The 21,281-nt window shown below is 72.8% G+C and carries 18 protein-coding genes; 11 read left to right on the forward strand and 7 right to left on the reverse strand.

Annotated elements, in window-relative coordinates; translation table 11 throughout:
- Window position 1 precedes the first annotated feature (1 nt).
- Window positions 2-1,015 carry an ABC transporter ATP-binding protein gene (locus ABH937_RS15180; protein WP_370218436.1) on the reverse strand — a complete coding sequence of 338 codons (1,014 nt, stop codon included), beginning with the start codon at window positions 1,013-1,015 and terminating at the stop codon, window positions 2-4.
- Between the two features lie 104 nt (window positions 1,016-1,119).
- Between ABH937_RS15180 and ABH937_RS15185 the strand changes: the two genes are divergently transcribed.
- On the forward strand, window positions 1,120-1,887 hold the full coding sequence (locus ABH937_RS15185; RefSeq protein ID WP_370218438.1) for an alpha/beta fold hydrolase: 768 nt from the start codon (window positions 1,120-1,122) through the stop codon (window positions 1,885-1,887).
- An 81-nt stretch (window positions 1,888-1,968) separates the two neighbouring features.
- On the opposite strand, the gene ABH937_RS15190 is transcribed toward ABH937_RS15185, so the two are convergent.
- The 3 genes from ABH937_RS15190 to mce form a co-directional block, all read right to left on the reverse strand.
- Window positions 1,969-2,898, reverse strand: coding sequence for a cellulose-binding protein (locus ABH937_RS15190; RefSeq protein ID WP_280687401.1), 930 nt, complete (start codon window positions 2,896-2,898; stop codon window positions 1,969-1,971).
- A gap of 107 nt (window positions 2,899-3,005) precedes the next feature.
- A complete protein-coding gene (locus tag ABH937_RS15195) occupies window positions 3,006-7,610 on the reverse strand; it encodes a hypothetical protein (protein ID WP_370218440.1) in 4,605 nt (1,534 codons plus the stop codon).
- Between the two features lie 387 nt (window positions 7,611-7,997).
- Window positions 7,998-8,435: a methylmalonyl-CoA epimerase gene (gene mce, locus ABH937_RS15200; RefSeq protein ID WP_280687399.1), complete on the reverse strand. Its 438-nt coding sequence runs from the start codon at window positions 8,433-8,435 to the stop codon at window positions 7,998-8,000.
- Between the two features lie 209 nt (window positions 8,436-8,644).
- Here mce and ABH937_RS15205 point away from each other — a divergent pair, with 209 nt between their 5' ends.
- Window positions 8,645-9,850 (forward strand): acetyl-CoA C-acetyltransferase, encoded by a 1,206-nt coding sequence (locus ABH937_RS15205; protein WP_280687398.1) that lies wholly within the window; start codon window positions 8,645-8,647, stop codon window positions 9,848-9,850.
- Window positions 9,851-9,922: 72 nt separating this feature from the next.
- On the forward strand, window positions 9,923-10,888 hold the full coding sequence (meaB, locus tag ABH937_RS15210; protein ID WP_280687397.1) for a methylmalonyl Co-A mutase-associated GTPase MeaB: 966 nt from the start codon (window positions 9,923-9,925) through the stop codon (window positions 10,886-10,888).
- An 8-nt stretch (window positions 10,889-10,896) separates the two neighbouring features.
- On the opposite strand, the gene ABH937_RS15215 is transcribed toward meaB, so the two are convergent.
- Both ABH937_RS15215 and ABH937_RS15220 read right to left on the reverse strand, forming a co-directional pair.
- Entirely contained in the window at window positions 10,897-11,412 is a 516-nt protein-coding gene (locus tag ABH937_RS15215) for a MarR family winged helix-turn-helix transcriptional regulator (protein WP_280687396.1), read from the reverse strand.
- Window positions 11,413-11,444: 32 nt separating this feature from the next.
- Entirely contained in the window at window positions 11,445-12,254 is an 810-nt protein-coding gene (locus ABH937_RS15220) for a DUF2127 domain-containing protein (protein WP_280687395.1), read from the reverse strand.
- 225 nt (window positions 12,255-12,479) lie between these two features.
- Here ABH937_RS15220 and ABH937_RS15225 point away from each other — a divergent pair, with 225 nt between their 5' ends.
- The 4 genes from ABH937_RS15225 to ABH937_RS15240 all read left to right on the forward strand — a co-directional run bounded on the left by ABH937_RS15225 (window position 12,480) and on the right by ABH937_RS15240 (window position 15,636).
- On the forward strand, window positions 12,480-12,791 hold the full coding sequence (locus ABH937_RS15225; RefSeq protein WP_280687394.1) for a DUF3817 domain-containing protein: 312 nt from the start codon (window positions 12,480-12,482) through the stop codon (window positions 12,789-12,791).
- 66 nt (window positions 12,792-12,857) lie between these two features.
- Window positions 12,858-13,382, forward strand: a complete 525-nt coding sequence (locus ABH937_RS15230; RefSeq protein ID WP_280687393.1) for a MarR family transcriptional regulator — start codon at window positions 12,858-12,860, stop codon at window positions 13,380-13,382.
- 63 nt (window positions 13,383-13,445) lie between these two features.
- Window positions 13,446-13,787, forward strand: a complete 342-nt coding sequence (locus tag ABH937_RS15235) for a DUF3817 domain-containing protein (RefSeq protein ID WP_280687392.1) — start codon at window positions 13,446-13,448, stop codon at window positions 13,785-13,787.
- Window positions 13,788-13,950: 163 nt separating this feature from the next.
- Window positions 13,951-15,636 (forward strand): methylmalonyl-CoA mutase, encoded by a 1,686-nt coding sequence (locus tag ABH937_RS15240; protein WP_280687391.1) that lies wholly within the window; start codon window positions 13,951-13,953, stop codon window positions 15,634-15,636.
- Between the two features lie 91 nt (window positions 15,637-15,727).
- On the opposite strand, the gene ABH937_RS15245 is transcribed toward ABH937_RS15240, so the two are convergent.
- Window positions 15,728-16,381, reverse strand: a complete 654-nt coding sequence (locus tag ABH937_RS15245) for a TetR/AcrR family transcriptional regulator (RefSeq protein WP_280687390.1) — start codon at window positions 16,379-16,381, stop codon at window positions 15,728-15,730.
- A 364-nt stretch (window positions 16,382-16,745) separates the two neighbouring features.
- On the opposite strand from ABH937_RS15245, the gene trxA reads away from it, so the two are divergent.
- From trxA to ABH937_RS15265, 4 genes are all read left to right on the forward strand, one after another.
- Window positions 16,746-17,741, forward strand: a complete 996-nt coding sequence (trxA, locus tag ABH937_RS15250; RefSeq protein ID WP_370218442.1) for a thioredoxin — start codon at window positions 16,746-16,748, stop codon at window positions 17,739-17,741.
- Between the two features lie 677 nt (window positions 17,742-18,418).
- Window positions 18,419-19,078, forward strand: coding sequence for a DUF6230 family protein (locus tag ABH937_RS15255; RefSeq protein WP_280687388.1), 660 nt, complete (start codon window positions 18,419-18,421; stop codon window positions 19,076-19,078).
- A gap of 167 nt (window positions 19,079-19,245) precedes the next feature.
- Window positions 19,246-19,833, forward strand: coding sequence for a DUF6114 domain-containing protein (locus tag ABH937_RS15260; RefSeq protein ID WP_370218444.1), 588 nt, complete (start codon window positions 19,246-19,248; stop codon window positions 19,831-19,833).
- Window positions 19,830-21,281 (forward strand): hypothetical protein, encoded by a 1,452-nt coding sequence (locus ABH937_RS15265; RefSeq protein WP_370218445.1) that lies wholly within the window; start codon window positions 19,830-19,832, stop codon window positions 21,279-21,281. The genes ABH937_RS15260 and ABH937_RS15265 overlap by 4 nt, the downstream gene beginning before the upstream one ends.

Consider the following 21,281-nt stretch of genomic DNA (forward strand, 5'->3'; position numbering starts at 1 on the left):
CTCAGTTCGCACCCTTCTGCTGCTTCTTCTCGGATCCGCGGCCGCCGGCCGGCTGCCACTGCTCACCCCAGGTGCCGGTGGCGCCCGCCGCATCGACGCCCGGGCGGGCGGCGGGGCCCGCGTGGTACTCCACCGCGTCCGCCGTCATCTGCATGAACGCCTCCTCCAGCGAGGCCCGTTGCAGGCTCAGCTCGTGCAGCGTCACACCGTGCGCGGCGGCCAGGTCGCCGAGCTGGGCCGGGTCGCCGCCGGACACCTCGAACGAGCCGTCGGGGCCGGGCACGGCGGTGATCGACTGCCGGGTCAGCGCGTCCAGCAACTGTTCCGGGTGCGGGGTGCGCAGCCGGACCACCGAACGTGAGTTGCGTTCGATGAACTCGGCCATCGGCAGGTCGGCCAGCAGCCGGCCCTTGCCGATCACCACCAGGTGCTCGGCGGTCAGCGCCATCTCGCTCATCAGGTGGGAGGAGACGAAGACGGTCCGGCCCTCGGTGGCCAGTCGCTTCATCAGATTGCGGATCCACAGGATGCCTTCGGGGTCGAGCCCGTTGACCGGCTCGTCGAACATCAGGATCTCCGGGTCGCCGAGCAGCGCCGAGGCGATGCCCAGCCGCTGGCGCATGCCGAGCGAGAAGCCGCGGGCCCGCTTGTGCGCCACCTCGGTCAGGCCGACCAGGGCGAGCACCTCGTCCACCCGGCCGACCGGGATCCGGTTGCTCTGGGCCAGCCAGAGCAGGTGGTTGTGGGCGGTCCGGCCGGGGTGCACGGCCGTCGCCTCCAGCAGCGCGCCGATGTACTTGAGCGGCTCGTTGAGATGGCCGTAGCCCTTGCCGTCGATGGTGACCCGCCCGCCGGTAGGGCGGTCCAGGTCGAGGATCAGGCGCATGGTCGTCGACTTGCCGGCGCCGTTGGGGCCGAGGAATCCGGTCACCACGCCGCGGGGCACCTGGAAGGTGAGTCCGTCCACGGCGAGCTTGTCGCCGTACCGCTTGGTCAGGTCGTGCAGCTCGATCATCGGCGCTCCTGCTTCCTGATTCTCATACATCGTCAGGTTATGACGAATCAGACATAAGGGTCCGGATTGTGCGACCCTTCGGGATGCCGCCTACGGTGGGCGCCATGACCGATCTCGCTCTTCGTGACCGCGGCGCGGGCACGCCGCTGCTCCTGCTGCACGCATTCCCACTCAACGCCGGGATGTACCGCGCCCAGCTCGACGGAGCGCTCGGCACGGCCCGGGTGCTGGCACCCGACCTGCCGGGTTTCGGGGACTCACCGGCCCCGGTCGGCGAGCCCTCGCTGGAGCGCTGGGCGGACCAGTTGGCCGGGCTGCTGGACGCGGCGGGCGTGCGCACGGCGGTGGTCGGCGGGGTCTCGATGGGCGGCTACCTGGCGATGGCCTTCGCCCGCCGCCACCCGGACCGGCTGGCCGGGCTGCTGCTGGCCGACACCAAGGCGAGTGCGGACGCGCCGGCAGCGCTGGCCAACCGGGAGCGGATCGCCGCGGCGGTGCTGGCCAGGGACAGCGTGGCGCTGCTGCTGGAGGAGAAGACCGAGGACTCGCTGCTCGGCCCGGACTCCACCGGCGAACTGATCGCCGAGGTGCGGGCGCTGATCGGCGCGGCCGGCCCGGCGGGGGTGGCCTGGGCGCAGCGCGCGATGGCGGCCAGGACCGACTCCTTCGCGACCCTGGAAGGGCTGCGGGTGCCGGCCACGGTGGTGGTGGGGGAGTACGACGCGCTGACCCCGGTGGCGGACGCGGAGGCGATGGCGATGGCCCTGCCGGACGCCGAGCTGACGGTGATTCCGGGGGTGGGGCACCTGAGCGCGCTGGAGGCCCCGGCGGCCTTCAACGCGGCGGTGACGGCGCTGCTGCGGCGGGTGTAGCGCTGGGCACAGCAGAACGGCGCCTGCCCCGTGGAGACGGGGCAGGCGCCGTTCTGGCACTGCATCAGCGGTGCCGCTGGGTCAGCGGGACTGCTGGGCCGGCACGCCGAGGGCGTCGTCGCCCGGCAGGGTGGCCGCGGCGACGGCGGCACCGGTCAGCGTGGCCAGCATCTCGCGGACGTTGGTCAGCTGGGCGTTGATCGAGTCGCGGCGGTTGGTCAGCGCCGCCAGCTCGCGCTCGGACTCGCTGCGGATCCGGTCGGCCTTGGCGTTCGCGTCGGCCACGATGTCCTCGGACTGGCGCTGGGCCGTCTCGACCGTCTGGCGGGCCCGGCGCTCGGCGTCGGTGCGCAGCTTCTCGGCCTCCAGGCGCAGCTGCTCGGCCCGGTGCTCGATCTCGGCCAGGCGCTTCTCGGCCTTGGCCTGACGGGCCGCCAGGTCGCGCTCGGACTGCTCGCGGCGCTTGGCCAGGTTGGTCTCGAACTCCAGCGCGGCCTGGGCGGCCTTGGTGCGGGTCTCCTCGAAGAGGGCCTCCGCCTCCTCACGCTTGTTGACCGCGTCCTTGTTGGCCTCGGCGCGCAGCTGGGCGGAGTCGCTCTTGGCCTTGTCGACGATCCGCAGACCCTCGTCCTCGGCCTTCGCCTTGCGGTCCTTGGCGTAGTTCTCCGCCTCGGAGCGGACCTGCTGGGCGGCCGCCTCGGCCAGCTCGCGGTGCTGCTCGGCGGCGCGGTGCGCCTCGTCGCGCAGGTCCTTCGCCTCCTCCTCGGCCAGCCGCAGGATCTTCTCGACCCGCGCGCCGAGACCGGCGTAGGACGGCTCGGCGTCCGCCACCTGGGCCTGAGCGCTCTGCGTCTCGAGGTGGAGCTCCTCGATCCGCTTTTCCAGCGCGCTGATCCTGGTCAACGCGCTGTCGCGGTCGGCCACCAGCTTGGTGATCCGCTCGTCGACCTGGGCGCGCTCGTACCCACGGCGCACCAGGTCGAAGCCGTGAGGGGAGTGACTGTCGCTCATGGGGTTCTGGGCTTCCTGTCGTCAAACCGCTGATGAGGTTGAGGGAATCCTGACACGTTACCGGAGTGTCGTAGGCAAAAAGCCTATGGCTGACGGACAATGTCCGCTCAATCGGGTGGTGTCCCTCCGGACCTGCCACCACCCGATCGGGGGGCGCCCACTCCAGCGCCCGCCTTGGAGCCCCCGTTTGACCCCCCGTTGGCTCCCCCGCCGCGCTTACCGCCCCCGGACGAGTCGGCCGCCTCCCGGGCCGCCGCCTGCTGCACAGGGGACGGCGCCTCGAAGGCTTCCAGCGCGGACAGGACGTCCTGCACGCGCGAGATCTCGGTGTTGATGTCCTTGCGCCGGCGCACCAGTTCGTCCAGCTCGCGCCGGCCTTCGTCGGTGACCCGCTGGGCCTCGGTCCGGGCGTTGTTCGCCACCCGGTCGGCCTCCTCCTCGGCGAGCCGCAGCTGCTCGGCCGCGGTCTCCTCGGCGCCCCGCAGCCGCTTGGCGGCCTCGGCGGCGGCGGCCTCCAGCTGCTCCTCGGCCTCGTCCTGGGCCGCCTTGAGCCGCTGATCGGCCTCGGCGGCCAGCTTCTCGGCCTTGGTGGTGGAGGCGGCGAGCTTCAGCTCGGCCTCCTTCAGCAGGCCTTCGGCCTTGCGCACGGCGGAGATCCGGACCTTGCTGGCCTCCGCGGATGCTTCGGAGGTGAGCTCGGCGGCCCGCTCCTCGGCTGCCGCCACCAGCGCGGCCGCTCGGTCCTCGGCCTCGGCGACGGCGGCCACCGCCTGCTCCTCGGCCTCGGTGAGCTGCTCCTGAGCCGCCGTCACCAGCGCGTCCACCCGCTCGCCGGCCGACTTCATGGCCTGCGCGTTCTCCTTGCGGGCACGCTCGTGCAGCGCCTCGACCTCGGCCTCGGTGCGCTCGCGCAACTCTTCGGCGCGCTCGCGGATCGCGGTGGCGTCCCGGCGGGCCTCGGAGAGCAGCGCGTCGGCATCCGCCCTGGCCCGCTCGACCGCGGCCTGCCCGGCCGCCTCGCCCGTCGCGACCAGCCGCTCGGTCTCCTTGCGGGCGGCGGCCACCATGGCGTCGGCCTGCTCCTCGGCGGCGGCGGTGGTGGCCAGCGCGGTGGTCTGGGCCTCCTCGCCGAGCGACTCGGCATCGGCGAAGGCCTTCTCCAGCACCGAGGTCGCCTGGGCCCGGGTGGCGGTGTCGAACTGCTCGGCCTGCTCGCGGGTGCTCGCGTCGAAGGCGTCGGCCCGCGTGCGGGTGGCCACCTCGTACTCCTCGGCCAGCGTGCGGGTGGCCGAGGCGTACTCCTCCGCCTCGGTGCGCAGCCGGGCCGCGTACTGCTCGGCCTCGGCCAGGATCGCCGCGCCGCGCTCCTCGGCCTCGGCCACGGTGTGCTGAGCCCGCGCCTGCGCCTCGGCGTGCCGCCGGTGGGCCTCCTGCTGGGCCTCGGTGAGCTGGGTCTCGGCCTCGGCGCGCAGTGCGGCGTCGTAGTCGCGGGCCTCGGTGGTGATCCGGGCGACCTCGGCCTCGGTGTCGGCCCGCAGCTGGGCCGTGTACTGCTCGGCCTCGGCGCGCAGGCCGCTGTCGTAGGCGTCCGCCTCCGCCCGCAGCTGCTCGTGGTAGGTCTCCGCCTCGGCGGCGATCCGGGCCGCCTCGCGCTCGGCGGCCTCGCGCTCGGCCGCGGCCGCGGCGGTGGCCTGCTCGCGCAGTTCGGCGGCGTCCCGCTCGGCGAGGGCCCGCAGCTCGGTGCTCTCGCGCTCGGCCTCGGCGCGCAGGGCGGCGACCTCGGCGTCGGTGGCCTCGCGCAGCTCGGCCACCTGCTGGGCGGCGGTCTCGTGCAGCCCCGCCACCGACTGGCGGACGGTGGCCGCCTCGTCCTCGGCGGCGGACACCAGCTCGGCCGCCCGGGCGGTGGCGGCGGCCGTGGCCTCGGCGGCCTCCAACCGGGCCTGCTCCAGCGCCTCGGCGATCTCGACGCGCAGTGCGGCGGCCTCCTCGGCGGCGGCGGCCCGCAGGCCGGTCGCCTCCTCGGCGGCCTGCGCCACGGCCAGCTCGGCGCTCGCCCCGGCCTGCTCGAGCTGCTCGGCGGCCTGGGTCCGCAGCGCATCGGCGGCGGCCTCGGCCTCGACCCGCACCCGGGTGGCCTGCTCCTCGGCCGCGGCGCGCACCCGCTGGTCGTACTCGGCGGCCTCGGCCCGCAGCCGCTCGTCGAAGGCAGCGGCCTCGGCGCGCACCCGCTGGTCGAACTCGGTGGCCTGCTCGTGCAGTTCGGCGCTCGCCCGCTCGGCCTCGGCGCGCAGGGCGGCGACCTCGGCGTCGGTGCGCTCACGCAACTCGCCGGTCTCGCGCTCGGCCTGCGCCCGCAGCTCGGCCAGCTCGGCGTCGGTGCGCTCGGTCAGCTCCTCGGCGGCTGCCTGGGCCTGCTCCTGGGCCTGCTGCGCGGCGGTCAGCCGGGCGGCGGTCTCCTCGCGCTCACGGTGCAGGTCCGCGGCCGCCTGCTCGGCGGCCCGGTGGGCCTCCTCGCGCAGCGCGTTCGCGGTCGCCTCGGCCTCGGCCAGCAGCCGCTCGGCCTCGGCGACGGCCTGCGCCTCGCGCTCCTCGGCGGCCTGCTGGGCGGTCGCCTGGATCGCGCCGGCCAGCTCCTCGGCCTCGGCGCGCACCCGCTGGTCGTACTCGACCGCCTGGCGGCGCAGGTCGGCGGTCTCCCGCTCGGCGGCGGCCCGGTTCTCGGCGGCGGCGGCCTTGGCGGCGGCCAGCGTGTCCTTGGACTGCTGCTGGGTGCCGGTGACCAGCTTCTCGGCCTCGCCGCGGGCCCGGGCCAGCGTCTGCTCGGCCCGCGCCTGCATCTGCGCGGCCTGCTCCTTGGCCTCGGTGCGCAGCCGCTCGACCTCGGCGGCCGCGCCCGCGCGCAGCTCGTCCGAATCGGCCTTGGCCTTGGTGAGCAGCTCCTCCGCGCTCTTCGCGGATTCCTCTATCTGCGCCACGGCCTGCCGACGCGCCTCGCCGCGCACCTTCTCGGCCTCGGTGGCCGCGCCGGTGCGCAGCTCCTCGGCCTCGGCGCGCAGCCGGGCCGCCTCGTCCTGCATGGCCTCCATCCGGGCCCGGATGCCGGCGGCGTCGTCCAGCGCGGCGTTCTGCGCCTGCTCGACGGCGGCCTGCGCCTGCTCGCGCAGCCGCTCGGCCTCGGCGGCGGCCTCGGTCCGCACCCGCTCCGCCTCGGCGGCGGCCTCGGCGAGCGTGGCCTGCGCGTCCTGGGTGGCCCGGGCGAGCGCCTCCTCGGCGCTCTTGGCGGCCTTGGCCAGGTGCACGGTGGCGTCCTTGGCGCCCTCGGCCCGGCCCTGCTCGCGGGCATCGTTGCGCAGCGCCTCGGCGGCGCCCTCGGCCTGTGCCCGCAGCTCGGCGGCCTCGGCCAGCGCCGCGGCGCGCAGCTCGGCGATGGCGGCCTCGGCCTCGGCCCGCAGCTGGTTGGCGACGGTCTCCGCGGCGGTGCGCAGCCGGTCGTTCTCGTCGTCGGCGGCCGCCTTGGCGGCGGTCGCCTGGGCCATCGCGGTCTGCGCCCGGTCGAGCAGCTCGGCCGCGGCGGCCTTGACCCGCTCGGCCTCCTCGGTGGCCCGGCCGACCATCCGGGCGACCTCGGCCTTGGCGGTCTGCGAGCGCTGCTCGCTGGCGGCCTCGCCGTCCGCGACCCGCTGCGTGGCGGTGGCCACCGCCTCCGCCTGCAACTGCTCGGCGGCCTGGGTGGCCTGCGCGCGCAGTTCGGCGGACTCCTGGCGGGCCCGCTCGGCCTCGGCCTCGGCCTCGGTGCGCAGCCGCTCGATCTCGGCCTGGGCCCGGGCGGCGGCGGCCTCGGCCTGCCGCTGGTCCTGCTCGGCCCGCTGCTTGAGTTCGGTGATCTCGGCCTGGGCGGCGGCCACCCGCTGCTCGGCGGCGGCCAGCGCCTGGGCCTGCAGCTGGGCGGCGGCGGCCTGCGCCCCGGCGAGCTGCTGCTGGGCCTCGGTGGCCGCACTGCCGCGCAGCTCCTCGGCCTGGCCGACGGTCTGCTGGGCCTGCTCGGAGGCGGCGCGCAGCAGTCGCTCGGCGTCGGTCTGGGCCCGCAGCAGCGCGGCCTCGGCGGCGGCCTGGGCCTCGCCGCGGGCGGCGTCCACGTCGGCGGCGGTCTGCGCGCGGGCCTGGTCGGCCAGCGCCTCGGCCTCGGCCCGGGTGGCGGCCATCATCCGCTCGGCCTCGGCCCGGGCCTCCTGCAGCAGGCGCTGGGCCTCCTGCTCGGTGCCCGCGCGGGTCTGCTCGGCCCAGTTGACGTTCTCGTTGACGTGCTGCTCGGCGGCCCGGCGCAGCTCGACCATTTCCTCTTCGAGCTGGCGGCGGCGGGCCTGCAGCTCGGCTTCCAGCCGGGCGGTGCGCTCGGCGGCCTCGGCCATCAGCCGCTGGGTGGCCGCCTGCGACTCGCGCAGTTGCCGCTCGGCGTCCGCGCGCAGCTGCTGGGCCTGCAGCTCCGCGGTGCGCAGCAGCTGCTCGGCCTGCCCGGAGACGGCGTCGAAAGCGCGCGGCTGAGCCAGCTGCCGACGGGATTCGTGCAGCTTGGCCCGGAGCACCTCCACCTGGTAGGCGAGGTCCTCGGAATGCTCGACGGTCTTGTCCCGCTCCTTGCGAAGCCGCTCCATCTCGGCCTCGAACTGGGAGAGGTGATCATCAACCTCGTAGCGGTCGTTGCCCCGCACTGCGCGGTCCCATCCATCTCCTGGTCGCGTCCTCGACCCAAGCGGCCGTGCCGACCCCGTCGGGTCGGCCGGCAGCAACGGTCCTAACATCCGCGGCCAGTCCCGGACGGGGCCGGGACTGGGGGACGGCCCAGGGGTTCCTGGAGCCGTCCGCCGCGGTCGGAGCCATGGTCCGGTGGGGCGCGCGGTGGACCGCGCTCCGCCGACCGGGTGGACTCCTGAGCGAACTCTTGCCTTCTGGAGAATGGTGACAGATCAGAACAGCGTCTGTTCAGCCGTGCCCTGGCTATGGACTCCCCGCGACCCTGGGCAGTGTAGTGGGCCGGGGTGAACCTGTAACCGCCGAGGTCGTCACTGGCGCAGGTTACCGGCCGGTCGGGGCGGCGCTCAGTGCTCCTCGTCCGACTTGGCCGCAGTGACCAGCTCGGTCAGCACGCCGCCGCAGTCCTTGGGGTGCAGGAAGGTGATCCGCGAGCCCATCGAGCCCACCCGCGGCTCCGGGTACAGCACCCGGACGCCCTTGCTCCGGACGTCCGCCGCCACACCGTCGACGTCCGCGGTGCCGAAGGCGATGTGGTGCACGCCCTCGCCGTTCTTCGCCAGCCACTTGGCAACCGTGGAGTCCTCCCGGGTCGGCTCCAGCAACTGCAGGTAGGAGGCGCCGCCGTCACCGGTGTCGTTGATCTTGAGCATCGCCTCGCGGACGCCCTGCTCCTCGTTCACCTCGCTGTGGAACACCTCGAAGCCGTACGTGGCACGGTAGAACTCGACGGTCTTGTCGAGGTCGAAGCAGGCGATGCCGATGTGGTCGATCCGGGTCAACACGCTGAGCCTCCTGAAGCTGGGGTCGGACCAGTGCAGCGCAGATGCGGGGCGTCGCGCCACCGGGCCGCGTGCGAGCCTGATCACACCGTTGCTCCGGTGACGCCCGGGTTACGGGTCAGTACATTGAGCTGCATCCTCCCCCCGGGCCCTGTCGCCGTGCTCGATCCCGGCAGGACTCGCTGGCCAAGACGTGCGAAGGGGCTCGTTCCATGCCTACCGCTTCCACCGCTTCCACCTCCGTGATCGTCGCGGGCGCCCGTACCCCGATGGGTCGGCTGCTCGGCTCGCTCAAGGGATTCTCCGGCGCCGACCTGGGCGGCTTCGCGATCAAGGCCGCGCTCGAGCGGGCCGGCGTGACCGGTGACCAGGTGCAGTACGTGATCATGGGTCAGGTGCTGCAGGCCGGCGCCGGCCAGATCCCGGCCCGCCAGGCCGCCGTGAAGGCCGGCATCCCGATGAGCGTGCCGGCGCTGACCATCAACAAGGTCTGCCTCTCCGGCCTGGACGCGATCGCGCTGGCCGACCAGCTGATCCGGGCCGGCGAGTTCGACATCGTGGTGGCCGGTGGCCAGGAGTCGATGACCAACGCCCCGCACCTGCTGCCGAAGTCCCGTGAGGGCTACAAGTACGGCGCGATCGAGCTGCTCGACGCGATGGCCTACGACGGCCTGACCGACGCGTACGAGAACATCCCGATGGGCGAGTCGACCGAGAAGCACAACACCCGCTTGGGCATCGGCCGCGAGGTGCAGGACGAGATCGCGGCCCGCTCGCACCAGCGGGCCGCCGCCGCGCAGAAGAACGGCGTCTTCGAGGCCGAGATCGTGCCGGTCGCGATCCCGCAGCGCAAGGGCGAGCCGGTGCTGTTCAGCCAGGACGAGGGCATCCGGGCCGACACCACGGTCGAGGGCCTGGCCAAGCTGCGCCCGGCGTTCAGCAAGGACGGCACGATCACCGCCGGCACCTCCTCGCAGATCTCCGACGGCGCCGCCGCCGTGGTCGTGATGAGCCGGGCCAAGGCCGAGGAGCTGGGCCTGAGCTGGATCGCCGAGATCGGCGCGCACGGCAACGTGGCGGGCCCGGACAACTCGCTGCAGTCGCAGCCGTCCAACGCGATCAAGCACGCGGTGGCCAAGGAGGGCATCGCGGTCGAGGACCTGGACCTGATCGAGATCAACGAGGCCTTCGCCGCCGTCGCCCACCAGTCGATGCTGGACCTCGGTGTCACCGAGGAGAAGGTCAACGTGAACGGCGGCGCGATCGCGCTCGGCCACCCGATCGGGATGTCCGGTGCCCGCGTGGTGCTGCACCTGGCGCTGGAGCTGGGCCGGCGCGGCGGTGGGATCGGTGCGGCCGCGCTCTGCGGCGGCGGCGGTCAGGGCGATGCCCTGATCATCCGGGTGCCCCAGGCCTGATCAGGCGTCAGTGACCGGCGCCCCCTGCACGCAGGGGGCGCCGGTCGTTCGGGTTTCGAGTGAGGAGACTCCATGATCGACGTGCCGACCCTGGTCGAGCAGGCGCGCGCCGGCCGCCCGCGGGCGGTGGCCCGGCTGATCTCGCTGGTCGAGAACGCCGCGCCCGAGCTGCGCGAGGCGATGGCCGCGCTGGCGCCGTACACCGGGCGGGCCTACACGGTGGGCCTGACCGGCTCGCCCGGGGTCGGCAAGTCGACCTCCACCTCGGCGCTGGTGGCCGCCTACCGGCGGCTCGGCAAGCGGGTCGCGGTGCTCGCGGTGGACCCCTCCTCGCCGTTCTCCGGCGGCGCGCTGCTCGGCGACCGGGTGCGGATGCAGGACCACGCCACCGATCCCGAGGTCTTCATCCGCTCGATGGCCACCCGCGGGCACCTGGGCGGGCTCTCCTGGGCGGCCCCGCAGGCGCTGCGGGTGCTGGACGCGGCGGGCTGCGAGGTGATCCTGGTGGAGACCGTCGGGGTCGGGCAGTCCGAGGTGGAGGTGGCCGCGCAGGCGGACACCACGGTGGTGCTGCTGGCGCCCGGGATGGGTGACGGGATCCAGGCCGCCAAGGCGGGGATCCTGGAGATCGGCGACCTCTTCGTGGTCAACAAGGCCGACCGGGACGGCGCGGACGCCACCGCCCGGGAGCTGAGCCACATGCTCGGGCTCGGCGAGGCGCGCGAACCGGGGGACTGGCGCCCGCCGATCGTCAAGACGGTGGCGGCCCGTGGCGAGGGCGTCGACGAGGTGGTCGAGGCGCTGGAGAAGCACCGCGCCTGGCTGGAGGAGCACGGCGAGCTGACGGCCCGCCGGCAGCGCCGGGCGGCCCAGGAGATCGAGGCGATCGCGCTGGCCCGGCTGCGGGCCCGGATCGGGGACCTGAGCGGCGACCGTCACCTGGGTGCGCTGGCCGAGCAGGTCGCGGCCGGCCGGCTGGACCCGTACGGCGCGGCCGACGAGCTGGTGGCCGGGCTGACCGACCGCCAGGGCGGCTGACCCGAAGGTCAGACCCGGCCGCGCAGCGCCCGCAGGTGGTCGGCGATCGGGCCCAGTGCCTGGAACATGGCGTCGAGCTGCTGCTCGTCGAGGCGGTCGATGAAGTGGGCGCGGACGCTGCGCACGTGGTCCGGCGCGGCCCGGCGCAGCGTCTGCCAACCCGCCTCGGTGAGGTGGGCGTACAGGCCCCGGCGGTCGCCCGGGCACTCCTGGCGTAGCACCAGGCCGGCGCTCTCCATCCGGGTGATCTGGTGGGAGAGCCGGCTCTTGGACTGCAGGGTGGCGGTGGCCAGGTCGGTCATCCGCATCCGGTGGTCGGGGGCCTCGGAGAGCACGACCAGGATCTCGTAGTCGTTGATCGCCAGGTCGTGCTGCTGCAACTCGCGGCTGAGCTGGTACTCCAGCAGCCGGCTGACCTCCAGATGGGCACGCCAGAGCCGTTGCTCCCGGGCCGTCAGCCAGGGAGCGTCCGCGGTGGTGGGCTCGGCCGGGACCTCGGTCGGCTCGGTGGCGTTGGTGTCCATACCGACCATGGTACCCGATATTGTTCAACTTTCTACAATATTGTAGGACCGGCCAGCGGGACCGACTGGGCGTGGGCGGGCTGCACTCCAGCCGCCTGCTCGACCTCGAGCAGCGAGGCCGAGTGCCGCTCCGCCTCGAAGGCCTCGACTCCGCCGCGCAGCCCGAACAGGCGCTTGGAGAGCAGGATCCAGAGCACCGCGAGCACGTTGACCACGGTGGTGGCGATCTTGATCGCACTGGCGTGCTCGTGCAGCTCGTACCCCTCCAGCGGGAGGAAGGCGGCGGTGGCGATCACCGCGAGGTACTCCGCCCAGCGCTTGCCGAGCCACAGGCCCACGCCCTCCACCGCCTCGATCAGCGAGTACGCCAGCACGCCGCCGGCCACGTAGACCAGCGTGTTGTGCTTGTAGTCGAAGGTCTTGCGGATGGTGTCGACCACCGAGGCGTGCTCCAGGTCCCAGTGGAAGTGGTCGGCCACCGGCTTGAAGATCGTGAGGTCCTGGTCGAAGAGCTGGTGCAGGGCGTCCTGGCTGTTGGAGAACTTCCACACCGCCCAGGCGATCAGGATGCCCAGCACGCCGCGCACGCCCCGCTCGACGGCCAGCAGTCGCAGCACGAACAGGTCGCGCAGCGCCTTGCCGCGCATCACCAGCGGTGCGCCGGTGGCCGGCCCCGAGCCGTGTGGCGCGCCGAGCGTGAAGTCGCCGCAGCGCAGGCAGCGCCAGGCCTCGCCGGCCGCGGTGGCGGCGTGCAGCCGCCCGCGCAGGGCCGGTTCGCTCGGCGCGTAGGTGATGTGGCCACGCTTGGCGCAGGTGCGCCGGTTCCAGTCCCGCTTCGCCATGGTGGTGGAGCTCCCCCGATCGGTACGGGCGCGCCCGGCCGCCGGGTCGCGCGGCAGCAGGATAGCGAGCGGCGCCGACGGTCCGTCAGGGGTGTCGGGTCGGGTGCCGGGTCGGGTGTGAGCTCGGGCACCCCGGTCCCGTTCGCGGCGCGTCCTGCGCACATAATGGGCGTCGGCTTGTGCCCCCGTTCACAAGCGACACCGTCACCCGTGAGGTACTCCGTCATGCAGCACAGCGCCGCCCACCGCCTGCGTCTCGTCTCCGGCCCCGAGGGCCTGTCCTTCATACTTCTGCTGGTCGGAATGATCTTCAAGTACAACACCAGCTTCAACCCGGTGCCGGTGCTCGGCATGATCCACGGGATGCTCTTCCTCGCCTACGTGGCCTTCCTGGGCCTGGCCTGGCAGAAGCAGCGCTGGGACCTCAAGCGGGTGGCGCTGCTCTTCGTCCTGTCGGTGCTGCCCACCGGCGGCTTCTTCGCCGAGCGGATGCTGGCCAAGGAGGAGCGCGGCGAACTGGCGCCCGCCGTCGCCTGATCCCACTGATCCCACGATGCGGGCCGTCCGGCGAGCACCGGGCGGCCCGCCGGTACGGTGTGGGACGTGGCCAAACCCCTCGCGCTCGACTTCGACCCGATCGCCCGTGCCGACGAACTGTGGGCCCGTCGCTGGGGCGAGGTGCCCGCGATGGCCGCGATCACCTCGGTGATGCGGGCTCAGCAGATCCTGCTCGGCCGGGTCGACGCGGTGGTCAAGCCGTACGGGCTGACCTTCGCCCGCTATGAGGCGCTGGTGCTGCTCACCTTCAGCCGCACCGGCGAGCTGTCGCTGTCCAAGATCGGCGAGCGGCTGATGGTGCACCCGACCAGCGTGACCAACACGGTGGACCGGCTGGAGAAGGCCGGCCTGGTCTCCCGTCGTCCCAACCCGCTGGACGGCCGCGGCGTGCTGGCCGCGATCACCGCGCGCGGTCGCGAGGTGGTCGAGCAGGCCACCCGGGAGCTGATGGCGATCGATTTCGGTCTGGAGTCCTACGACGAGGAGCAGTGCCGACAGGTGTTCGAGCTGCTCAGGCCGTTGCGGGTGGCGGCGGGCGACTTCGCCGAGCCCCCGGCGCAGTCCGGGTGAAAACTGCGGCTACCCTCGGATGAGCCGTCCGACCCCCGTGACAGAACGAAGGCTGGCCCGAACATGAAGCAGAGTGTGCTGACCCGCTACCGGGCCCTGGCGTATCTGACCGGTGTGCTGCTGATCCTGCTGACCATCGGTGTGATCGCCAAGTACCTGCTCAAGGTCAACGGGGCGGACGGGTTCGTCACCGTCGTGGGTATCGCGCACGGCTGGCTGTACGTGGTCTACCTGGTCTTCGCCTTCGACCTGGGCAGCAAGGCGAAGATGCCGCTCGGCAAGCTGGCCTGGATGCTGCTGGCCGGCACCGTGCCGACCGCCGCCTTCTTCGTGGAGCGCAAGGTCTCGCGCGAGCTCGCGCCGCTCTTCGCGCCGGCCGAGGGCAAGCAGCCGATCAGCGCCTGACCCCGGTCGTCCGACCCCTCGTCGCCGAAGGCCCCACCGCACCGGTGGGGCCTTCGGCGTTTTCGCGGCCGCTTCACGTCGGGTCGGCATCGACAAGTAGTAGGACGTCCGAGTAAATTTCCAGAACGTCCTACCATCGAGAACCGAGCGGGAGCTGAGCCCCATGGACGCCGAGGACATCGAGCGCGGCAGGCAGCGTTGGCAGCAGCGCTTCGACAGCGCCCGCAAGCGGGACGCCGACTTCACCACCCTGTCCGGCGACGCGGTGGAGCCGGTCTACGGCCCGCCGGCCGGTCAGGCCTACGAGGGGTTCGAGCGGATCGGCTGGCCGGGCGAGTACCCGTACACCCGTGGCCTGCACCCCACCGGCTACCGCGGCCGGACCTGGACCATCCGGCAGTTCGCCGGCTTCGGCAACGCCGAGCAGACCAACGAGCGCTACCGGATGATCCTGGAGGCCGGCGGCGGCGGCCTCTCGGTGGCCTTCGACATGCCGACCCTGATGGGCTACGACTCCGACGACGCCCGCTCGCTGGGCGAGGTCGGCCACTGCGGGGTCGCGATCGACTCGGCCGCCGACATGGAGGTGCTCTTCAAGGGCATCCCGCTGGGCGAGGTCACCACCTCGATGACGATCAGCGGCCCGGCCGTGCCGATCTTCTGCATGTACCTGGTGGCCGCCGAGCGGCAGGGCGTCGACCCGTCGGTGCTCAACGGCACCCTGCAGACGGATATCTTCAAGGAGTACATCGCGCAGAAGGAGTGGCTCTTCGCCCCCGAGCCGCACCTGCGCCTGATCGGCGACCTGATGGAGTACTGCGCCGAGGGCATCCCCGCCTACAAGCCGCTCTCGGTCTCCGGCTACCACATCCGCGAGGCCGGGGCGACGGCCGCGCAGGAGCTCGCCTACACGCTGGCCGACGGCTTCGCCTACGTCGAGCTGGGCCTCTCCCGCGGCCTGGATGTGGACGTCTTCGCCCCCGGTCTGTCCTTCTTCTTCGACGCCCACCTGGACTTCTTCGAGGAGATCGCCAAGTTCCGCGCCGCGCGCCGGATCTGGGCCCGCTGGCTGCGCGAGGCCTACGGCGCCAAGACGGACAAGGCGCAGTGGTTGCGCTTCCACACCCAGACCGCCGGGGTCTCGCTGACCGCCCAGCAGCCCTACAACAACGTGGTGCGCACCGCCGTCGAGGCGCTCTCGGCGGTGCTCGGCGGCACCAACTCGCTGCACACCAACGCGCTGGACGAGACCCTCGCGCTGCCCTCCGAGCAGGCCGCCGAGATCGCGCTGCGCACCCAGCAGGTGCTGATGGAGGAGACCGGGGTGGCCAACGTGGCCGACCCGCTCGGCGGTTCCTGGTACGTCGAGGCGCTGACCGACCGGATCGAGGCACAGGCCGAGGAGATCTTCGCGAGGATCCTGGCCAAGGGCAGCCCGGACCACGAGATCGGCCCGATGACGGCCGGCATCCTGCGCGGGATCGAGGACGGCTTCTTCACCGGCGAGATCGCCGAGGCCGCCTTCCAGTACCAGCAGGCGGTGGAGAAGGGCGAGAAGCGGGTGGTCGGGGTCAACTGCTTCCCGAAGTCGGTGACCAGGGAGCTGGAGATCCTCCGGGTCAGCCACGAGGTGGAGCGCGAGCAGGTGCGGGCGCTGGGCGCGCGCAAGGCCGGGCGGGACGAGGCGGCGGTGCGGGCCGGTCTGGACGCGATGCTGGCGGCAGCGCGCGAGGGGTCGAACATGATCCCGCCGATGCTGCGGGCGGTGCGGGCCGAGGCCACGCTCGGCGAGATCTGCGACGCGCTGCGCGCCGAGTGGGGGGTCTACCGGGAGCCGGCCGGCTTCTGAACCCCCGGACTGTTACCGGCCGGCCGCGAAGCCGCCGGGTGCGGGATGCACCCGGCGGCTTCGCCGTCTTCGCCGTCCGCCCCGCCCGGGCTCAGCAGCTCTGGTACAGGCCGGGGTTGAGCAGCAGGTCGCTGAAGCGGCGGATCCACCGCGGGGTGACCGGCTCGCCGATCACCAGCATCCGGTGCTCGACCGCGCCTGCGATGGTGTCGAAGATGACGTCGATCTGCTCGGCGCCGGCCACCGGGTCGGCCTCGGCGGTCAGTTCACCGCGGGCCAGCGCGTGCGCCAGGCCCTGGTGCACCAGGACCTTCTGCGGGTCGACGATGTGCTCGCGGATCCGCTGCCGCAGCTGCGGGTCGCGGCTGCCCTCGGCGAAGACGGCGAGCAGCGCGGCCTGGCTCTCGGGGCGGGCCAGCACGGCGGCGAACTGGGCGACCACGTCCTCGATGTCGGCCTGCAGGCTGCCCAGGTCGGCCACCGCCAGCTCGTCGAAGAGGCTGGCCACGGCGTCGACCACCAGCTCGTTCTTGGACGGCCAGCGGCGGTACAGGGTGGTCTTGGCGACGCCGGCCCGGATCGCGACGTGGCCCATGGTCAGCCCGCCCCAGCCGAGTTCGGCCAGCGCCTCCCGGGTCGCGTCGAGGATCGCCTGGTCCGCGGCGGCGCTGCGCGGGCGGCCTTTGGTGCGGGACGGGACGCGGGACGGGACGGGGGACTGGGCCGGCTGCTGGGTGGGGGCCACCGGGCCTCCTTGCATGTACTGACGAGTAGCTTGGGTGGGGACTGCAACCGTATCGACAGTTGGACCACAAGAAAAGTGGCTCACATCACGTGGTTGACAGGCAAGCGGGGCTTGCATCGTGGGGGCGTGGGCCAGATACGCTACGACCTGTAGCGAATAGAGCGGCGACCACGCGCCGGCCCTGTGGGAGGGGCGGGTGCGGGGCGCGGGTGGGGATCCGCGCCGCTGAGGAGATCGACTACCGGCCTGCCGGCTCCGCACTGTAGGGGAGCGGAGCCGGCGCAAGGCGCTTCAACCGGGGCTCGGCGCGGGTTTTCCCCGCGGATGGCGCCCGGCAGCCGCGCGGACGGGGGAGGATGGTGCCATGCAGCCACGGAACACGCATCTGAACAGCTCCGCCCTGCGCGGCGCGGTCGACCTCGCCGCGGTGAAGGCGGCCGGCGAGGCCGCGCAGAAGGCCGAGCAGGCCCGGGCCGAACGCGCCCGTCAGGCATCCGCCGCCGAGGCCGCCGGGGTGGCGGCCCCGAGTGCCGGCTACCAGCTGGTGATCGACGTCACCGAGGACACCTTCGAGGAGGAGGTCGTCCAGCGCTCCACCGAGGTGCCGGTGGTCGTCGACTTCTGGGCTGAGTGGTGCGGCCCCTGCAAGCAGCTGAGCCCGATCCTGGAGCGACTGGCCGAGGAGTACGCCGGCCGGATCGTGCTGGCCAAGATCGACGTCGACCAGAACCAGCTGATCGCCCAGCAGTTCGGCATCCAGAGCATCCCGGCCGTGATGGCCGTGGTGGCGGGCCAGCTGGTGCCGCTCTTCCAGGGCGCCGAGAACGAGACCAACGTCCGCAAGGTGCTGGACCAGCTGATCGCGGTGGCCGAGCAGCGCTTCGGCATCGTCGGCGGCGCGGAGCCGTCCGCCGACGGGGCGGGCACCGAGCTGCCCGGCCTGCCCGAGGATCCGGCGCTGGCCGCCGCGCACGAGGCGCTGGACCGCGGCGACCTGGGCGGCGCGGTCCAGGCCTACCAGAACGTGCTGGCCGACCAGCCGGGCAACGTCGAGGCCCAGTTGGGCCTGGCCCAGGCCGAGCTGCTGCGCCGGGTCCAGGAGTTGGACCCGCAGGCGGTGCGCACCGCCGCGGCGGCCGATGCCAAGGACGTCAAGGCCCAGCTGGACGCGGCCGATCTGGACCTGGTGGGTGGCCATGTCGAGGACGCCTTCGGGCGTCTGGTGGACACGGTCGGCCGGACCGCCGGGGCCGACCGCGACACCGCGCGCCTGCGCCTGCTGGAGCTCTTCGGGGTGATCGGCCCGGACGACCCGCGGGTCATCGCGGCCCGCTCGGCGCTGGCCCGGGTCTTGTTCTGACCGGCCTGTTCTGATCGAGCCTGTTCTGACCGAGCCTCTGCTGACGCGACCTCGGGTGCCGCTGATGGCACGGCGGGTGACCTGCGGTGTCGTCGATGATCGGCAGTGATAAACCGACATTCGTGTCAACTCCGTGAGGGTTTATCAAATCTTGACAACACCGCCGCGCGATCACCTCTGGTGACCGCGCGGCGGTGTTTCCTTCCTGTTTCCAGGAGATTTCTGCGGGGCGGTGGCCGGTTTTCGTCACGCTGCGTTGATGTCATGCTCAACTCATGATCATCACCCACGGGTATTGGATTACCCGTCAGTAACGCACCCCTTGTGCTTCGGCCGGGATTCCAGCACGATCGGCCTCGCCTGGTCCCTCACTTCACGCTCCGGCAGTCTGCCGGACATGTGCGGTACGGGATCCCCACCAGGTAACCGCCGGCGCCGTCCGGCGGTTGAGGGCAGGGGGGTGTCCGCGTCCCACCGCGGTTCCTGTCCTCGTCGGACCGCGCGGCCCCGTGCGGTCGCTTGGTTGTCGCTCGGGGGTGATCGCCCGTCGTCAGGTTGTCCTGCTCGACGACGGTGCTATCGGCTACCGAGGACGTAGCTCTTCTCCCATCCCAGGACGGGATCCGCGCAGCGTGTCGGACCCGACCGGAGATGTACGTCCGAGAAGGAGGACACGCATGTCCCAGACTTATGGCAAGACCCGCTGGAAGCGCTTCGCCCTCGTCATGGTGCCCAGCATCGCCGCCACCGCGGTGGTCGGGGTGAGCATCGCGCAGAGCGCGCTGGCCGCCTCGTTCAGTGTCTCCGGTCAGCAGTTCAAGGTGACCGCCGACACCCTGCACGGCACCAACTTCGCCCAGTTCGGCTCGGTCGACGTGGGCTCCGACAAGAGCCCGCACGTGGTCGCGATCTCGGCCTTCGACAAGGCCAGCATCCACAACCTGTGCCAGTCGGTGGTCTACAACCTGGGCCCGCTCGGCACCTACACCCTGCAGCTGCACGCCGGCACCGACCCGGTGTCCGGTGACATCTCCACCGACGCGCGCCAGGTCCAGGCCTCCAACCTGCTGATCGACCTGAACCAGCTGAAGGCCGACGCGACGTTCCAGAACATCGACATCGGCCGGGACGCCTCCACCCTGAGCGGCAGCGCCACCAACGGTTGGAAGGCCGCCGACGGCAGTGGCCTGCCGAGCGGCGCCACCGGCTTCGCGCAGTCCGCCCAGACGGCCGACCTGTCGGGTGTCCAGCAGACCGCTTGGGCCACCTCCGCGGGGACCTTCGCACTGCCTGGCCTGAACCTGAACATCGTGTCGGGCGACAAGGAGTGCTACTGATCCGCCCCTGACGGTGCGTCCGGCCCAGCCGCGCACCCGGTACGGATGAACGGATGACCCGAGGCCGCCCGAGCGGTCCCGGCGGCCAGGGGGCGGCGCGATTCGAGCCGTCCCCTGGCCGCACACCCCAAGCTCCCCCCTCGGACAGACCCACGAGGAGTTCCATCGTGACCAGCGCAACTGCCCCCCTCTGGCCCGACGGTGCCGGCCTGTTCACCCGGGTGCGGCTGAGGTTCCGCGCCTGGCGCCGGACCCGGCCGTTCTGGGGCGGCCTGGTGTCGATCGTCGGCGGGGTACCGATCCTGTACTTCCCGTACGCGCACCTGACCCTCTCCGGGGTCACGATGACGATGTCCACCACGGCCGGCTCCGGCTCGCTGGTGATCGGCCTGCTGATGATCGCGCTCGGGGTCTCGGCCTGGTTCCAGCCGGCCACCAGAGTCTTCTGCGGCATCGCCGTCACCATCCTGACGCTGATCTCGGTCCCGGTCTCCAACCTCGGCGGGTTCGGGATGGGCCTGATCCTCGGACTGCTCGGCGGCGGGCTGCTCTGCTCCTGGGCGCCGCTCAAGGAGCCGATTCCGGTGGCCGAGGCCGCGGTCGACCCGGGTGTGGCGATGTCCGTCCCCGCGCAGGCCGTGGCGGAGCAGGCCGTGGCGGAGCAGCCGGGCGAGCCCGCTGCCGAGCCCACCGAGCAGACCATGCGGCTGCCCGAGCAGCCCGGCACGACCGAGCAGGCGGGAGAGGTGCGGTGACCGGCAACGGGGGAGAGCAGGCGCAGCAGCCGACCGAGGGGCCGCGGCACGCCGCGCCCCGGGTGAGCGGCCGCAAGCGGGCCCGGCTACTGGCCTTCACGGCCGTCCCGACGGCCCTGCTGATGGGCAGCACGGTACTGCCCGAGCTGGCCTCCGCCGCGACGACCGCCGGTACCTCCTGCGCGCCCGCCGCGAACGCCCCGGTGACCATCACCCAGGTCCCCAAGAGCCAGCTCACCCCGGTCCCGAACCCGAGCCCCACCACGGCGTCGGCGAGCCCCACCACGGCCCCGACGAGCCCCACCAAGACGGCTGCGAGCCCCACCAAGGCGTCGGCGAGCGGCACCGGCCAGGTGGCGAGCGGCACCGGCCAGCAGGTGGGTGCCGCCTTCGTCCCGCCGACCGCGGGCCCGACCGCGAGCCCGGGCGCGCAGCAGCAGGCCGCGGCCGCCGTCACCAGTCACGTGGTGCAGGCGGACGACAGCAGCGGCAGCGGCGGCGGCCTGCTCGGCGACATCATCAACGGCATCACCGGGATCTTCGACCCGAACCACCAGAACCAGCCGCAGCCGAAGTCCACCCCGAGCACCCCGCCGCCCGCCGCTCCCCAGGTCGGCGCTCCGGTCACCCCGAGCACCCCGGCCACCGCCCAGCCCGGCACGCCCGCAGCCGGCACGCCCGCGGCTCCCGTGACCCCCGCCCCGGCCACGCCGAGCGGTACGCCGTCCAGCACGCCCTCCAGTACCACCGGCAAGACCCCGAGCGCCTCGTCCAGCGCCTCGCCCTCCAGCGCCCCGAGCACGGCCCCCAGCGGCTCCCCGGCGCCGAGCGGCGCCGCCGGGCCCGCCGCGGTCGCCTCAGCCCTGGCGAACGGCGACACCCGCCCGCTCTGCCCGGTGGACACCAGCAAGGTCGCGGCCGCCACGGTCCCGGGCGGCCAGGTGGTGCCGGACCAGAACTGGACCCTGAAGACCACCAGGCTCGCGCTGCACGGTGCGGTCTTCGGCGGCGTCTACGAGGTGCACTCGCCGACCGGCACCAAGCGGGTGCTCAAGTTCACCGTCAGCGCGGTGGACATCGACAATCTCGACATGTCGACCCTCGAGAACACCGGGTACGGCAACACCCCGCCCCAGACCTTCCACGTCAAGGGCGCCCCCGGCAGCACCTCGACCATGGTCAACGGCCCGATCACCATGTACGTCGAGAGCCTCAGCGGTGAGCTGTCCGCCCTGTACGGCATCCCGCTGCCGCCGCTGGGCACCATCACGCTGACCCCCGACACGCTGCCGACCTGGCTCTACGACCTGATCGGCCTGGTGCCGATCCCGCTCGACATCACCATGACCGGGGTCACCGCCGTCCAGGCCGGCCAGTTCGGCGGCACCCTGACCATCCCGGGCATGCACATGTACAACGACAACGAGCCCTACCCGTACGGGCACTGA

This window comes from Kitasatospora sp. GAS1066B, from assembly GCF_041262605.1.
GTDB lineage: Bacteria > Actinomycetota > Actinomycetes > Streptomycetales > Streptomycetaceae > Kitasatospora.